At 37.7% G+C, this 14,490-nt stretch carries 10 protein-coding genes and 3 pseudogenes; 4 read left to right on the top strand and 9 right to left on the bottom strand.

Features of this window, described 5'->3' with window-relative positions; translation table 11 throughout:
* Positions 1–2 precede the first annotated feature (2 nt).
* On the bottom strand, positions 3–1,649 hold the full coding sequence (ilvG, locus tag B853_RS15135; protein ID WP_038885229.1) for an acetolactate synthase 2 catalytic subunit: 1,647 nt from the start codon (positions 1,647–1,649) through the stop codon (positions 3–5).
* Between the two features lie 462 nt (positions 1,650–2,111).
* Here ilvG and B853_RS15130 point away from each other — a divergent pair.
* A pseudogene (locus B853_RS15130) lies at positions 2,112–2,756 on the top strand (magnesium chelatase domain-containing protein); the annotation flags it as partial.
* A 37-nt stretch (positions 2,757–2,793) separates the two neighbouring features.
* Here the strand turns inward: B853_RS15130 and B853_RS15125 are convergent.
* Together B853_RS15125 and B853_RS15120 are read right to left on the bottom strand one after the other, a co-directional pair.
* On the bottom strand, positions 2,794–3,201 hold the full coding sequence (locus B853_RS15125; RefSeq protein ID WP_128826910.1) for a hypothetical protein: 408 nt from the start codon (positions 3,199–3,201) through the stop codon (positions 2,794–2,796).
* Positions 3,202–3,301: 100 nt separating this feature from the next.
* Positions 3,302–5,722, bottom strand: a complete 2,421-nt coding sequence (locus B853_RS15120) for an N-6 DNA methylase (RefSeq protein WP_128826909.1) — start codon at positions 5,720–5,722, stop codon at positions 3,302–3,304.
* Between the two features lie 392 nt (positions 5,723–6,114).
* Here B853_RS15120 and B853_RS15115 point away from each other — a divergent pair, with 392 nt between their 5' ends.
* Entirely contained in the window at positions 6,115–7,296 is a 1,182-nt protein-coding gene (locus tag B853_RS15115) for a plasmid recombination protein (protein WP_128826908.1), read from the top strand.
* A gap of 174 nt (positions 7,297–7,470) precedes the next feature.
* On the opposite strand, the gene B853_RS15110 is transcribed toward B853_RS15115, so the two are convergent.
* From B853_RS15110 to B853_RS15100, 4 genes are all read right to left on the bottom strand, one after another.
* Positions 7,471–7,755, bottom strand: coding sequence for a hypothetical protein (locus B853_RS15110; protein WP_128826907.1), 285 nt, complete (start codon positions 7,753–7,755; stop codon positions 7,471–7,473).
* Positions 7,755–7,904, bottom strand: coding sequence for a hypothetical protein (locus tag B853_RS26040; protein WP_170001020.1), 150 nt, complete (start codon positions 7,902–7,904; stop codon positions 7,755–7,757). The genes B853_RS15110 and B853_RS26040 overlap by 1 nt, the downstream gene beginning before the upstream one ends.
* On the bottom strand, positions 7,879–8,568 hold the full coding sequence (locus B853_RS15105; protein WP_128826906.1) for a hypothetical protein: 690 nt from the start codon (positions 8,566–8,568) through the stop codon (positions 7,879–7,881). The genes B853_RS26040 and B853_RS15105 overlap by 26 nt, the downstream gene beginning before the upstream one ends.
* Before the next feature lie 448 nt (positions 8,569–9,016).
* Positions 9,017–10,834 (bottom strand): recombinase family protein, encoded by a 1,818-nt coding sequence (locus B853_RS15100; protein WP_128826905.1) that lies wholly within the window; start codon positions 10,832–10,834, stop codon positions 9,017–9,019.
* Between the two features lie 38 nt (positions 10,835–10,872).
* On the opposite strand from B853_RS15100, the pseudogene B853_RS15095 reads away from it, so the two are divergent.
* Positions 10,873–11,763, top strand: a pseudogene (locus B853_RS15095) (YifB family Mg chelatase-like AAA ATPase); the annotation flags it as partial.
* Between the two features lie 49 nt (positions 11,764–11,812).
* Here the strand turns inward: B853_RS15095 and B853_RS15090 are convergent.
* Positions 11,813–12,769 carry a DUF2860 domain-containing protein gene (locus B853_RS15090; protein WP_038882821.1) on the bottom strand — a complete coding sequence of 319 codons (957 nt, stop codon included), beginning with the start codon at positions 12,767–12,769 and terminating at the stop codon, positions 11,813–11,815.
* Between the two features lie 164 nt (positions 12,770–12,933).
* Between B853_RS15090 and B853_RS15085 the strand changes: the two genes are divergently transcribed.
* The gene (locus B853_RS15085; RefSeq protein WP_050568914.1) at positions 12,934–13,812 is read left to right on the top strand and encodes a 1-acylglycerol-3-phosphate O-acyltransferase, YihG family; all 879 of its coding nucleotides are present in this window, start codon (positions 12,934–12,936) and stop codon (positions 13,810–13,812) included.
* 42 nt (positions 13,813–13,854) lie between these two features.
* On the opposite strand, the pseudogene B853_RS15080 reads toward B853_RS15085, so the two are convergent.
* Positions 13,855–14,459, bottom strand: a pseudogene (locus tag B853_RS15080) (thiol:disulfide interchange protein DsbA/DsbL).
* Between the last annotated feature and the right edge of the window lie 31 nt (positions 14,460–14,490).

Below are 14,490 nucleotides of genomic sequence, written 5' to 3'. Positions count from 1 at the left end.
TCCTAAGTATTTTCCAACATATCACTGTTTGATGCACCAGGTGGTACAAGTGGCCACACGTTCTCTTCTTCATCGATTAAAACGTGAAGCATGTAAGAAGTCTTACTTTCTAGCATCTCTTTGAGAGCCGGTTCGACTTCTTCCTTCTTGGTGATGGTTTTACCCGGGATATCGAACGCTTTGGCAAGCATTACGAAGTCAGGGTTGTCATCAAGAATGGTTTCGCTGTGGCGGCCATCAAAGAACAGCGACTGCCATTGGCGAACCATGCCAAGACGTTGGTTGTTAAGAAGGACAATCTTTACTGGAATCTGACGACGCTTCAGCGTGCCCAACTCCTGCACGTTCATCATAAATGAACCGTCACCTGTAATAAGGATAGACTGATCATCAGGACGTGCGACTGCAGCGCCCATCGCCGCGGGTAGGCCAAAGCCCATAGTGCCAAGGCCAGCAGAAGTGATGAAGTTTTGTGGATCGCGTGGTTGGATATGTTGTGCTGCCCACATCTGATGCTGACCTACGTCGGTCGAGACAATTGAGCTATCCGGCATCATGTCAGACAGTTGCTTAAGTAATAGCGGTGCGTAGATCAATTCGCCTGGATGGTCGTAGCGCCATTTAAATCCGCTGCGCAGGCTTTCACTGTGATGTACCCAAGGGGTGATATCTTGAGTTAGCTCTAGTTGAGGAAGAATCTTGCTGATCTCACCACGAAGAGGTGCATTGGCGTGGCGAAGCTTATGGATTTCAGCTGCATCGATATCGATATGAATCACTTTCGCATGCGGTGCAAACGTGTCGAGCTTACCTGTAACGCGATCATCAAAACGTGCCCCAACTACAATCAAAAGGTCACATTCTTGAACCACTAGGTTTGCGGCTTTGGTGCCATGCATGCCCAGCATGCCTAAGTAGTGCGGGTCGTGACGTTCAATGGTGCCCAAACCTTTTAGTGTGCTTACTGCAGGCATAGGGTTTAAACGTAGGAACTCGCGTACTGAGTCGGTTGCTTTTGCTAGCTGTACGCCACCACCGACGTATAAAACTGGGCGAGTTGAAGCGGCTAGTACTTCTTGAGCGCGCTGGATATCGGCATCACTGACTTGTGGAGCGGTTGGTGGAACAAAAGGAGGTAGAAGCTCTGTCGGTGCTTGAGCAAGCTGAACATCTTTGGCGATATCAACAATTACCGGACCAGGTCGACCTGTTTTTGCTACTTCGAACGCTTCGGCAAGCGTTGGGGCAAGGTCTTCAATCTCAGTAACTAGATAACTGTGTTTGGTACAGGCTAGAGACATTCCGATTACATCCATTTCTTGGAACGCATCGGTACCGATATGAGAGCTAGCAACCTGACCTGTAATGGCCACTAGAGGAACGGAATCGAGGAAGGCATCGGCAAGGCCAGTAACAAGGTTGGTGGCACCTGGGCCGGAAGTGGCCATACATACGGCAACATCTTGCGTCGCGCGGGCCATCCCGATGGCGGCCATTGCAGCCCCTTGTTCATGACGGCATAAGATGTGTTCTACACCTCCGTCATACAACGCATCGTAGATTGGCATGATGGCTCCACCAGGATACCCAAACACCGTCTCGATGCCTTGCTGTCTTAAAGCGGCTACGACTAGTTCTGCACCGGTCATCGTAAACCTCCTTTGCTACGTTGTGGCTCGTAGCTATCGCCATGTGTTTTGCACTTCATGTGCACTCCCATTCTTCCCGTTAAGCTGTCTAAGGGTTAGACAGATGACAACTTGTAGTTGTAAAAAAACCCCCGGACTTTTCAGTGCGGGGGTTTTTTGTAATTTGTGGTTATCTTTCGCCCACAATACCCCGCGCGGTGCCAATAATGACCACGATAATCAGGGCTAGCAGTGAGTTGATGTGAGCGAATAAGTTCATCTGTCTGTCGTTCTTTTTTCGTTAATAAGTATTGTGTAATGTTCTACGAAAATGTTTGCGTCACTAGTGGTAACACACAAATCTGCTGCATGACAAGCAAAAAGTCATTCTTTTTTCACATTAAGTACCATTCTGGACAGGCTATATAACATATCCATATAAAAAACGTCTGGTTAGATTACGTACAAGAATTTGAGGAAATTATGGGGCTGGCAATCATTCATAGTCGCGCAAGTGTGGGTGTACAAGCGCCGTCGGTAAGCGTGGAAGTCCACATCAGTAATGGGATGCCGGGCTTTACCTTGGTGGGGTTACCTGAGACCACAGTAAAAGAATCCAAAGATCGCGTACGAAGTGCGATCGTCAATTCCAACTTTCAGTTTCCGGCGAAACGAATCACGGTCAATTTGGCTCCTGCGGATTTGCCCAAAGAAGGCGGACGCTTCGATTTGCCGATTGCATTAGGAATTTTGGCCGCTTCAGAACAAATCGCGACAGATAAGCTCAAAAACTACGAATTTGTTGGTGAATTAGCTCTTTCTGGTGGATTGAGAACGGTAAAAGGCGTGCTGCCAGCAGCGTTGGCCGCGAATAAAAAACAGCGTTGTTTAGTGGTGCCTCATGCCAATGGTGATCAGGCCGCACTTGTCGGTAAAGAGTTGCATAAATCTGCCCAATCACTATTGGAAGTTTGTGCAGAGCTTTGTGGTCAACATCAATTGAATTTGTACCAAACGCCCAAGAAGAAAGAACTCAAAGAACACGGTCGTGACTTGCAGGATATCATTGGTCAACAGCAAGGAAAGCGCGCTTTAGAAATTGCGGCAGCTGGCAATCACAACCTGCTATAGTTATGTCAATTACCTACCAATGTGTTTTACAAAGCTATAAGCGTTTTTTAGTAATGATTCGTGACTTTCTAGTTCTATCTTTTAGAGATAATGAGTTTTCTAATTCGTTTGCACGTTTTGGATCGATTTTTCTTAGTTTTGCTATAGCAATACGTGCCTTGTCATTTGCACCGTGAAGCTCTGTGTTTGTAGATTCAATATCCATAACTAAATCGTCAAGTAAAGATTGTTGTTCTTCTATTCGTTCTAAAAGCTTTGGTTGTGCTGATTTAAGTTTTTTTTCTAACAGATCTCTTATGTTTATATCTTTTCTTAGTTTTGAATTTTTAATGGTTAAGAGGTGTTCTTTAACCATATCTGATTGGGCTATTTGTTGAGTTTTTAATAGTTCCGATTTTGCTTTGCTTTCTAGTAAGTCTCTTTTTTTTCTATTATTTTTCATTTCAATCTCCTTTTTAATTTATATATATTAAAATTAAAAACTTGCAAGGAGACGCTAATTTTAAAAAAAGCCAGTTATAAATATAACTGGCCTTTTGGGTTTACTTTTTGTATTGACTTAACTTTAAGTTCATTAAATTACTTATATACTTTTCCATATATTCGTAGTCTGGTTCTTTTTTATTATTTATAGGAAGTATGATTTTTTCTCTTGATATTCTCGGATCGTTGATCTCTCTGTTGAAATTGTATTTTTCAGCAAGACGTGATGTTTGAGTTGCAAGAAATAAGTAAGAATAAATAGATAAATTGTCATTTTTTAAATGGGTTACGTGATCACTAGCAACAAAATCATAAGGGTGATAAAAACTTGCCCCAACGCTTCCACTATTTGCAATAGTTAAACAATTAGAAAATATCCTAACATCTTCTTCATTTGATATAAAATTATCTACGCCATTATTGGACGCTGTTGATGATACATATGGCTTATCACCTGGTTTTTGGTTTGACTTTGTTAATCTTTTTCCTCTTTGTATTGTTGTAAATATATCGGTTAAAAAGAACTCATCCCATTCTTTTTCTTCGATATTTGGTATTTTATAAGAATGGTGTTTTAAATTTATATTATCAAATAGATTGGATCTATTTTTCATTATCATTGAAAACTCAAAGGATAAATAATCAGAAACAACTTTTTCAAACTCTGAAGAATTAGGTATATTATCATTAAAATAATAGAAGCTATGCAACCATTCATCAGTATCTTTAATAGTAGTATTTACACAAAAACGAGTTTCTGCTTCTATTCGTTCGAACCATACATCTAGAAGGTGCTGATTCTTATCTTTTGCTTGTTCTGTTTCCACTAGGCCTATATGTGCATTAACTTGATAACCATCTTCTTTAAAATCTACAAATTTACATATTTTTTCTTTAGGGTGAGGTTCACCAGCCGTGAATACTGCTATACAAGGAACAATACCAACACCATAAAAAGTATCCTTATTTAACATAATTACACCATCTAAGGTGTGATGCTTAAGAATGTTCTTTTTAATGGCTTTTTCTTCTTTGCTTTTTCCTGTAACTGATGACTGTGGGATGATAACGACAGCTTTTGCCCCTTCAGTTAAAGAGTTTAATAGATGTTCTGTAAATGCAATCTCATATAGATCTGGATTTTTCTTAGAGCCTTGTGAATAGGGAGGATTCATCATCCCTACAGTAGCTTCTTTTAATTGAAGCTTGTGGTGATCTTGTTTTAAAAAATTCTCATTAATGAGATTGCTTTTACCATCGCCCCTTAAGATCATATTGGTCGTGGCAATAGTAAACATATAAGGCTGTAATTCTAAACCGTGTAATTGTTTTTGTCGTATGCTTTTACGTTGTGCTTCATTAGTCGTTTGGGCTAACATATGATGCATTGAAGATATAAGAAATCCAGCAGTACCTGCACAAGGATCAAGAACAATGTCATCAGGTTGAATATTTACTAAATCACAAAAAAGATCGCATATATGTTTGGGTGTTAAAACTATTCCTAACGTTTGACCGTCACCACCAGAATATGACATAAATTCGCCATAAAAACGGCCTAAATAATCTTCAGATGATGATGTGTACTTAATACTATTATATATTTTCTCATTAAGAAACTCAGTGTAGTGCTTTAACGGAGTTTTGTTCAGTGTCTGATTTACTTCATTAAGGATCTGCGTATCTTTAATTATAGAAAACTGGCTAAGAATCTTATCTCTTTTCACTTCAGGTGCAACACGAGATCTTGTTAAATTTGACTTTATAGCATTATAAATTTTATCGCCGTCTGTGGATATATCATCTCCTGTCAATTCATCTATAGAAAAGCTTTTTGACTCAATCTCTCTTAGTGCTAATAAAATACCAGAAACAATTAGTGGTTTATCTATATCTTTTAAATTGCCATAATTTCTTAAATCTTCGTGTAAGTCAGACGCATCTTTTAGAATCTCAGCTAATTCCTTTTCTTTACTTGTTTCTTCGTTTAGAATTTCTCTTGTATAGTATTCGTTTATGTTTTTGTCATTGAATGAAATAAAAGATTCTACTTCTGGAAGTTCTCGATAATACTCTGTTTCATCAATGTATAGTGGGCTAATTTGATGTTTTTTTTCATCTCCAGAAATGCCAAAAGCAATAACTTTCTTGTAAGTGGTATTTTTAGCCAAATGTTGTCCATAAAATAGCGCACCATTTACAGCAAAATTAACAATATCCTTAGGGTCATTACTAATTAATCCATTGATATCGTGCTTCAAGTGATTAGATAAATCGGCTTTATTTTCAATGACTATAATAAAGTCTTTTACAACCCCCACATATTCAGGGAAGCCTACGTTACCAGATCCATTTTTTGAGGCGGTTTTTAGGGCTTTATCAATTTCAACAATGGTGCTACCTTGAGGCTCAAGATTTACTCCCGCTTCATTCAATAAACCGTGAACCCATAGATCTGTTTTTGCTTCTTTTTTTGCCATTATTAACCCCTCTAAGATTTTCTCCATCATACCATAATCGTGTGTTAACAGGGTAATGGGGTGTTAAGTAAGAAAACTCGCATTACTTCGTGAGCCTTGGCGAGAGTAAAACTCGTTTTACGGGTGAGGTTGTACCGAACGGGTCTGGGGTTTCCCCAGCCTTCGGAGAACACACCAGCTACGTAGTGGCTGTTTTAGTGTGCTAAAACAGTGTTTCACACAGTTAAAACCTCACAGCTTTTATATAGTTCCCACAGTTTATTTTCACAGTTAAAAAAATATCTCACAGCTTTTTTTCCACAGTTCTAAACACTGTGGAGATTATTTTCTCACAGCTTCTTGATTAACTTTTTTTATATGTTTCTTTGTTTATATAACAAGGAGATTTTAAAATGGATAAAAATTATTGTGCAGTAAATACAAAGTATTATAAAAATAGTAATGTTGGTGAAATTGATCACGTATTAAGAAATATGGTTGAAAATATTAATGCTATTGAATGTTTAACAAAAAATAATTTTGGTTATTCTTTTGGTGATAGTGATATTAAAAGTCATTATGAAAATAAATTAAAAGCAGCACGTTTAGCAAATAAAAGAGGTTTACAAGAAAATAGCAATACTTTTATTGATAGTGTTTTAATATTTGATTCTCAAAAATTCAACGAATGTTTAGAGAATGGAAAACAAGCTGAAATCGAGCAAGCAACAAAAGACTTTATGTTAGATTTTAAAGAAAATTATGGATTTGAGCCGATTGGTTTTGAGTTTCATCTTGATGAAGGAACAATTATTGACGCTGAAAAATTAATAGAATTAGATGAAGAAGAACAAAAAAAATATGTTCCTATTGATGATCCTGATGAAGATTTTACAACTGAATATATTAAACATAATGTTCACGCTCACGCTGTTTTTTTAAATTATAACTTTGAAAAAAATAAATCCTGTTTAAGAACAATGACAAAAAATGACTGGAGTAAAAGCCAAGATTTATTGCATAAACACTTTGAAAAGTTTGGCTTTGATCGAGGTGAAAAGAAACAAACTAATAAACAAGATCATAAGACAAAAGCTGATTATGTAAGAGACTTAGAATTAAAAACCATTGATCTGGTTGAAAATCACACTAAAAATTTGCAAGACCAAGATCAGCTACTGGACCAGATAATTGATTATCAAAATGACATAGACAGATTTGAAAAACTTGGAGAATACGCTGGAAAAATTAAAGATTTTGTTATGGATTTCACTGATAAACATCCGAAAATCACTAAGCAACTATTGGATTTGCCTGGTGCGACTAAAGTTAAAGATATGGTTTTTGAGATTTATGAAGCTCTAACCAAACGACCAACAGCACCAGAGCAAGAAAATGTATTAGATAAAGTAGAAGTTGATAAAAAAGAAGAAGTTAAAAAGGGTATTGAGGTTCAAAAAGTCGAGAATGTGAAGAAAGAAAAAGAAATTGAAGATAAGAAAACAAAGGTTAAAAACATTAAAAACCGTAGGAAACACGGTAGAAAATCACAAGCAACACTTCGACCAGCTCCACCTAAACCACCAGAATATTAATCAGCTCGATTTTTGGAGAAGAACAGCTTTATCGTTCTTTTTCAAAAATGAGTATCAATCTCTGATTGGAGATTTTGTTCAACTCAAACTTAAACAAAAGATAAAGGATTTTTAAACAAAAAAAAGATTAGTAGCTACTAACCTTTTTACTCGAATTTTGTTTTTACAATTAATTTAACAGTTAAAACCTGATTGTCTAAGATATTCATCTAAATTATCTTCCAAGTGTTTTTCTATATCACATAGATTCTTATATTTATCATATTGTTTTTTGCTTAATGAACTAATAAAGTCCATTTCTTCTTCGTGTAAAATAGCATAACCAGAGTATCTATATTTATTATTCCTTGCTTCTTTTAATTCTTTGTTTAACTCGATATATTTTTTATCGGTTTCCATAAAATTACCAAGTTTTTCTTGGGCATCAACCCACTCCCAATATTCATCATTATCATACATTATTTATTCTCCTGTTTATTTTTTCTATTTTGTTTAAGTTCCTGTATTTCTTGCTCTGGTTCATCTGAACTAACCAATATAACTAATTCTTCAAACAATTCCTGACGTTCTTTTAAAAAATTATCATACGCTATCTTTTTCTTCTTCATTTGTAAAACCTCTTATTTCATTCAATTTTTTTATAGCCTCATTTCTTTTTTCTTCATTAATTTCAGTTTTAATATACTCAACTAACGCATCAACATTTATTACTTCTTTACTATTTTTTCTATACAAAACAGTCAATTTATGTATATCTCTTTTGTTGTAATTTTCTACCCATTTTCCTTTTCCGAAAAGGTAAGGGTTAACTTCAAAAGCTCCTTGTTCTTTTTTACCATTCTCATCAATAATTGAAAATAATATACCTGATTTTTTAAGTTTAGTTATTGCATTATCTACTTGCTGAACTCTTTTTAAGCCTAGTTCTTTACATATTATTGTCTTGTCATATTTTGTGATTGATATTACATAATTCTCATATCTCATTAATTTTAACAAGCAATATAAAATATCTTTATTTGCTGATTGAATACCTTTTAATGTAACAACATCTTTAAGATACAGTTTAATAAAATCTGGTTCACTAGGAATACTACTTGTTGCTGTTTCTGTAGAATTAATAATATCACCAAACTCATCTAAACTTACTTTCTGAAAAAACTCTTTCTTTGTCTTTTGATGTTTAAGCTCTTCTGTATATCTATCATCAAACAAGCTATTTAAGTGTTTATTTACCTCTTGGTCTTTTTTTCCTCTGTTTATTTCTGTCATAATATATTTCCTTTTTAAGTTTTATAACTTCAATAAATCATATTCTAATGTTTTGTCAATAGTAAATTATAACTTTTTTAGTGTTATACTTTTATTTTATCAAACGTTGAGATCCTAACTACTGTAGTTAGATTAAATAATATTCTAAGTATTAGTTAAAAACACATAAAATATAACCCTAACTACTGTAGTTAGAATGTATAACTACAGTAGTTAATATGTATAACTACTGTAGTTAGACTTAATGGGTATCTTAATTATTAATAAAACCAGTGATAGTAATGCTTTCAATAGATAACTTTTAAAATAACATATCTCTTCTTATCTATTATGTGGAGTCTTGTTATATACAATTGTATTTAATTTGATTGGCATTTGTTTTTGAGTTGCAGGGGGGCTTGTCCCCCCCCTGATACCCCCCCCGAAGATGCCCTTACGGGCGCTCTGGTTATCCGTTTTGAACTTTGTTTAATAACTTAGTAGCTTTTTCTATTTGGAAAAGAACTTGATTAAACAATTCGATTTCTTGATCAATAATTATTTTGCTGATTAGTTTATTTATTCTATTTAGATAATTGTTTAACTTCTTATTATTTAACCCTTTGCAACTTTCAATCAATATTAAAAAGTTTTGTTGTATCTGCCAAATCATTTCATCTATCGGTGTCCGATCACCATTTAACCGCTTATATGTCATATTGTTATTTGGTAATGAACAACCACCAAAATTATATTGTTCATCAATCATAACCGTATGAACGTGTTTATCTTTCATCTTAAACAAAATGAAATTACTATAATCATTAAATAAATAAGCTGATTCTATTTTTTTGGATAAATAACTGTTATAAGTCATTCTATTAGATGATAGTAAAACAGAATCTTTTTCAAGAATTACATTTTGATATAGATCTGAATATGTATAATCTGGCTTGAAAGTCAAAATTTTGTTTTCAAGTTCTTCAATTTCTGATCTGTATCGCTCAATTTCTTTTGATAGTTCTCTTGTTTTTTCTCTGATCGTGGGTATTGAAAAATCTTCTTCCAACAAAAAACTAAGTTTAGATTCTGCTTTTTCGTTAAGATCTTGAAGCTTTGAAAGTCTTAGGTTTAAGTCTGTTGGTGCTTCTGGTTTGGGCATAAAGCCGTTCTCTGTCGTGAGGTGCAATAGCATTAGCTCTAATGGTAAATACTTGTAGTGCTTATTGTGAGAGCATTTACCACCCCTTTTAGCGTTAGAGCAAGTTAAGTATTTACCACCTCTTGAACCATCGCCTTTGTCTACATATTCAATTTTTCCATCACAATAGCCACAACGTAAGATATTACGATATAGGTTAGAAAACTTGTTGCGGTTGACCTTGCCACGACCTATAACTCTGCTTTTTCTAGCAATTTGAGCCTTTAAAAATGTTTCTTCATCAATAATCTGAGGGTAGTAATCTGGGATGGGATCACCTAACGGTTTGCGTTTATTCTCACCGATCCCATTATGTTTACCAACGTGAGGCTGATATTCACCTAATACAGATCTATCTGTAAGAATGCGTGAGAGGCTTGTCCTTGCCCATAGCTTGCTTTTATGGGTTGGAGTGGGGAATTGGGTCAAGTTCTCGTTTAAGTGTCTTATAAGCTGTGATACGCCCATCCCATCAATTGATTTTTGATAGATATACTTAACAATTTCTATTTTGTCTTTCTTTAAGTGAAATTCTGTTCGATCTTCTGATAATTCTAACCAATGAGGGATTAAAGAAGTTAGTTTTTTACTATTGATATTCTTTCTTTTTGAGTCCCAACTTTCTTTTAATCGTTTCTTTTTTGTGGCTGATTCTTCATAGGCCCGACTCATAACGATCAAGCTTGTCATAACATCTAATAGCTGAGTATCACTATCAACATCATCATTTTGAGAGTATAGCTTTTGGTCTTGTAGCGTGTATATATCAACAAAATCAAGCAAATGTAGAAACTGACGCATTGCTTTATTGATTTTTTTGCGTGATAGACGATCAAGGTTTTCAACGATCAGCAATGAACCTTTTTCGACTTTGCCTGTTTCACAATCATCAATAAATCTTTTAAGGTTTTCCTGATCTCCATCTACACCTGAAACGCCAAGCTCTTGATAAACGGCTAGTTCTGTATCAAGCTCATATCCATTCTTATCACAATACGCTTGTGTTGCTGAAAATTGTCGTCTAAAGCTATCACCCTTGGCTTGTTGCGGTGATGAGTAGCGTATGTATGAGTAAGCTTTTTTCATTGCTAAAATCCGTTTTTATGGCTTTGGTAGGATTATAACATAATCAGCTTTTCCTTGGCCCTCCAGGTACTGGCAAAACCATGTTGGCTTCTCGATTATGCGATTTGTTACCTGAGATGAGTGATGAAGAAGCGATGGAAACGGCTTCTGTGGCGTCACTGACTCAAAGTGAAATCAATGAACACAACTGGAAGACGCGGCCGTTTCGCGCCCCGCATCATTCCAGCTCAATGGCGGCTTTAGTTGGTGGTGGGTCTGTGCCGAGACCGGGTGAAATCTCTCTAGCGCACAACGGGTTATTGTTTTTGGACGAGATGCCGGAGTTTGATCGTAAGGTGCTCGACTCTTTGCGTGAGCCATTGGAGTCCGGTGAAATTATTATCTCTCGGGCGCAAGGTAAGACGCGTTTTCCTGCTCGGTTCCAAATTGTAGGGGCGCTTAACCCGAGTCCGACAGGGTATTACGAAGGCAACCAAGCTAGAACGAATCCGCAAGCCATCCTGCGTTACCTCGGCCGATTATCAGGCCCACTTCTCGACCGCTTTGATATGTCATTAGAAATTCCCGCATTGCCGAAAGGAACCCTCTCTGAAGGCGGCGATAGAGGAGAACCAACGGCTGTCGTCAAAGAGCGGGTGAATCAAGCGCGTAACAGTATGCTGACTCGCAGTGGTAAGGTGAATGCATTATTGGGCAGTCGTGAGATTGAAGCCTTCTGCCCACTGCAAAAAAGCGATGCGGAGTTTTTGGAAAATGCGCTGCATCGTCTTGGATTGTCGATTCGTGCTTATCACCGCATCATCAAAGTTGCGCGTACTATTGCCGACCTGGAGGGCTCGCCGCAAATTGAGCGAACGCACCTAGCAGAAGCTTTGGGCTATCGAGCAATGGATAGGTTACTTAAACAGTTAACCGCGCAAGCTGTTTAAGGGATACTGGAACCGCAGAGATCAGAGCGACTTACTGCGATTCCAACGCTTAGAAGTTGTAGTTCATACCAACTGAAATTAAATATTCTTTCTCATCGTAGAAAGTGATATTCGAATCGGTATTGCTGTAGCCAGTCAGAGAAATGAACGACCAGTTTTGCCAATCAAATATGTTTTCGTATTCGTATGCCGCAAACAGAGTCAATGTGTCGTCGTTACGTGTTTTACCAAAGGTATCGCTCGACGATTGGTAGTCTTTCATGGTGTAGCCTGCGGTTAAGGCAAAGCGATGACGATTCATAAATTGGAACCAGCTTAAGTCTAAACCATAAGAATCATATGATTCGGCATCACCAACCGCATCTTGATAAATGTAGGTAAAAGCAGGTTGCAGCATCGACGTACGATTGAGTGGAATGCGGTAATCACCTTTCACGTAGTAGACTTTTGCGTCACGAGCTAAAGTGCGGTCTGTGACTTCATCTTTTTCCACATCTTTGTCTGCGTACGCCAAATCAAGGTTAAAGTTGTCATCTAAGAGGCGCTTGATTTGGAAGCGGTACGCGTTGCCACCTTCATCGGTGGTTTGTCTTGCTGAGCCTGTTTTATATGGGTTACGCCACGTTTCTCCTTTTAAAACGGTGGGAAGGTAAGAGACGTCTAATATCGTGCCTGATGGCAACTGGTACTGATAACCTAATTGGAACGCTAAAGTACCCACTGCAATATCGGCACGGGTAGTACCAATGTATGCTTGCTGGTTAAGCTTGCTACCAAAGGTATAAGCAATATTGCCTAGTGGTGCGGCAATAAAGGAACTGTCACTCTCTGCACTTTCATTGAGAGAGTTGATGGTACTGCTGTTATCAGTATTAAAATGAGATTCTGATGAAACGAAGCCGGCATTGAGCGAAATTTCACCACTAAAACCTGCAGTCTCTGCAAGTTGAGCTTGAGCTGAACTGACGATAAAAGCCAAAGGCAGTATGGCTAGCCTTGGATTCATTCGCTTTCTCCTTATTTGTCGAATGAAAGATGTTATTTGAGCGTTGGTCCAGTTTTACAGTGAAACAAATCTGACCATTCTTACAAATGTTTCAATGTGGCAACGGATTCGTATAATTACACGCTGTTTTATTCTTCACGCGCACTAGTTACTGATTGGTTACCATGTTGGCATATTTGTTACTCATTTTTAACGCTTCTTTTGTGATTATAAATTCTGCGGTTTGTTCCATTGCAATTTGTATCATCGCGATTTTTAAGCTGTTGCTTCCAACCGCGAAGCTCAAAGCCAAAGGCACCGAAGCTGCCAACAACATGATGTGGGTGTGGGCAACCGTCAATGCTGGCATTCTCGCGCTTTCCAATCGTGTTGAATGGGATGTTCAAGGCGGTGAAAACCTAAAGAAAGATGGCTGGTACCTGCTGATCAGTAATCATCTTAGTTGGACTGATATTGTTGTACTGTGTTGTGTGTTTAAAGATCGCATTCCGATGCCAAAATTTTTTCTGAAGCAGCAATTACTCTATGTGCCTTTTATAGGAATGGCTTGCTGGGCATTAGATATGCCGTTTATGCGTCGCTACTCTCGAGAGTATTTGATCCGTAACCCACATAAACGCGGTCAAGATCTGCAAACCACGCGCCGCTCGTGCGCTAAATTCAAACATACGCCAACAACCGTAGTGAACTATGTCGAAGGCACTCGCTTTACTGTAGAAAAGCAACGCAAGAGTCGAGCTGGTTACCAATATTTATTGCAGCCTAAGTCTGGCGGCATCGCTTATACATTAGCGGCGATGGGTGAGCAGTTTGAGAATATTATTGATGTGACACTTGCTTACCCTGACAACACCAATCAGCCATTCAAAGACATACTAATGGGGCGCATGACTAAAATAGTTGTGCGCGTGAATGTCTTACCTGTTGATGAGCGTGTATTGGGTGATTACTTCAACGACAAACCATATAAGCGTCAATTTCAACAATGGCTTGGCGATGTGTGGCAAGAGAAAGACCAACTTCTACAAGACATTCACAAATAAAAAGGGGAGCAATAAGCTCCCCCTTTTTAATACTGACCTGAATTACTTCAGTGTTAGCAAGTAGTTTACTAGTTCGAAATACTCGTCCATCGATTTGATGCCTTGTGCTTGAACTAAGTACTTATTGTTGACGATAACCGCTGGAACGCCTGTTAGGCCGCTGTTTTCAAATTGCTTATCCATACGACGAACCATTGAATCTACCGCGAAACCTTTGAATGCTGCGTCGAACTTCTTCGCGTCTACACCTTCATCTAAGAAGATCTGACGAATTTCTGCATCATCACGTGGTGCCTTACGCATATTGTGGATGCGGTTAAACATCACTGGCACCATTTTGTCTTCAACTTTAAGTGCTACCATCGTTGCGTAAGCTTTACTCATAGAAGGCCCCATGTTGCCCCCCCCATAAATGACACGTGGTTTTTTTGTAGCTTCACGCCTTCAGGTAGCTGCTTCTTAAGCTGCTGGATGATTGGCTCAAACGTATTACAGTGTGGACAGTAGAAAGAGAAGAATTCGGTTACTACAGGTTTTTTTGATGCCTCTAGATCCAGTACTTTGTAATACTCACCTTCTTTGAATTGCGCTGCATGTGCCGACAGGCTTAGCATCAGCATAGAAAACAGTGCGAACAGCTTTTTCATTTAAATATCTCCATTTTTAATTGTTCGGCCT

Origin of the sequence: Vibrio rotiferianus CAIM 577 = LMG 21460 (genome assembly GCF_002741985.1) — a bacterium.
GTDB classification, from domain to species: Bacteria; Pseudomonadota; Gammaproteobacteria; order Enterobacterales; family Vibrionaceae; genus Vibrio; species Vibrio rotiferianus.
The sequence above is the reverse complement of the archived record's forward strand: the minus strand, read 5'-3'. Positions and strand labels throughout refer to the sequence as shown.

Excerpts from the sequence above, each read along its gene's own strand:
- ilvG (WP_038885229.1), bottom strand. The coding sequence starts at position 1,649 with ATGACCGGTGCAGAACTAGTCGTAGCCGCTTTAAGACAGCAAGGCATC.
- B853_RS26040 (WP_170001020.1), bottom strand. The coding sequence starts at position 7,904 with ATGAAGAAGAAAAAGATAGCGTATGATAATTTTTTAAAAGAACGTCAG.
- B853_RS15115 (WP_128826908.1), top strand. The coding sequence starts at position 6,115 with ATGGATAAAAATTATTGTGCAGTAAATACAAAGTATTATAAAAATAGT.
- B853_RS15125 (WP_128826910.1), bottom strand. The coding sequence starts at position 3,201 with ATGAAAAATAATAGAAAAAAAAGAGACTTACTAGAAAGCAAAGCAAAA.
- B853_RS15090 (WP_038882821.1), bottom strand. The coding sequence starts at position 12,769 with ATGAATCCAAGGCTAGCCATACTGCCTTTGGCTTTTATCGTCAGTTCA.
- B853_RS15110 (WP_128826907.1), bottom strand. The coding sequence starts at position 7,755 with ATGTATGATAATGATGAATATTGGGAGTGGGTTGATGCCCAAGAAAAA.
- B853_RS15105 (WP_128826906.1), bottom strand. The coding sequence starts at position 8,568 with ATGACAGAAATAAACAGAGGAAAAAAAGACCAAGAGGTAAATAAACAC.
- B853_RS15085 (WP_050568914.1), top strand. The coding sequence starts at position 12,934 with ATGTTGGCATATTTGTTACTCATTTTTAACGCTTCTTTTGTGATTATA.
- B853_RS15100 (WP_128826905.1), bottom strand. The coding sequence starts at position 10,834 with ATGAAAAAAGCTTACTCATACATACGCTACTCATCACCGCAACAAGCC.
- B853_RS15120 (WP_128826909.1), bottom strand. The coding sequence starts at position 5,722 with ATGGCAAAAAAAGAAGCAAAAACAGATCTATGGGTTCACGGTTTATTG.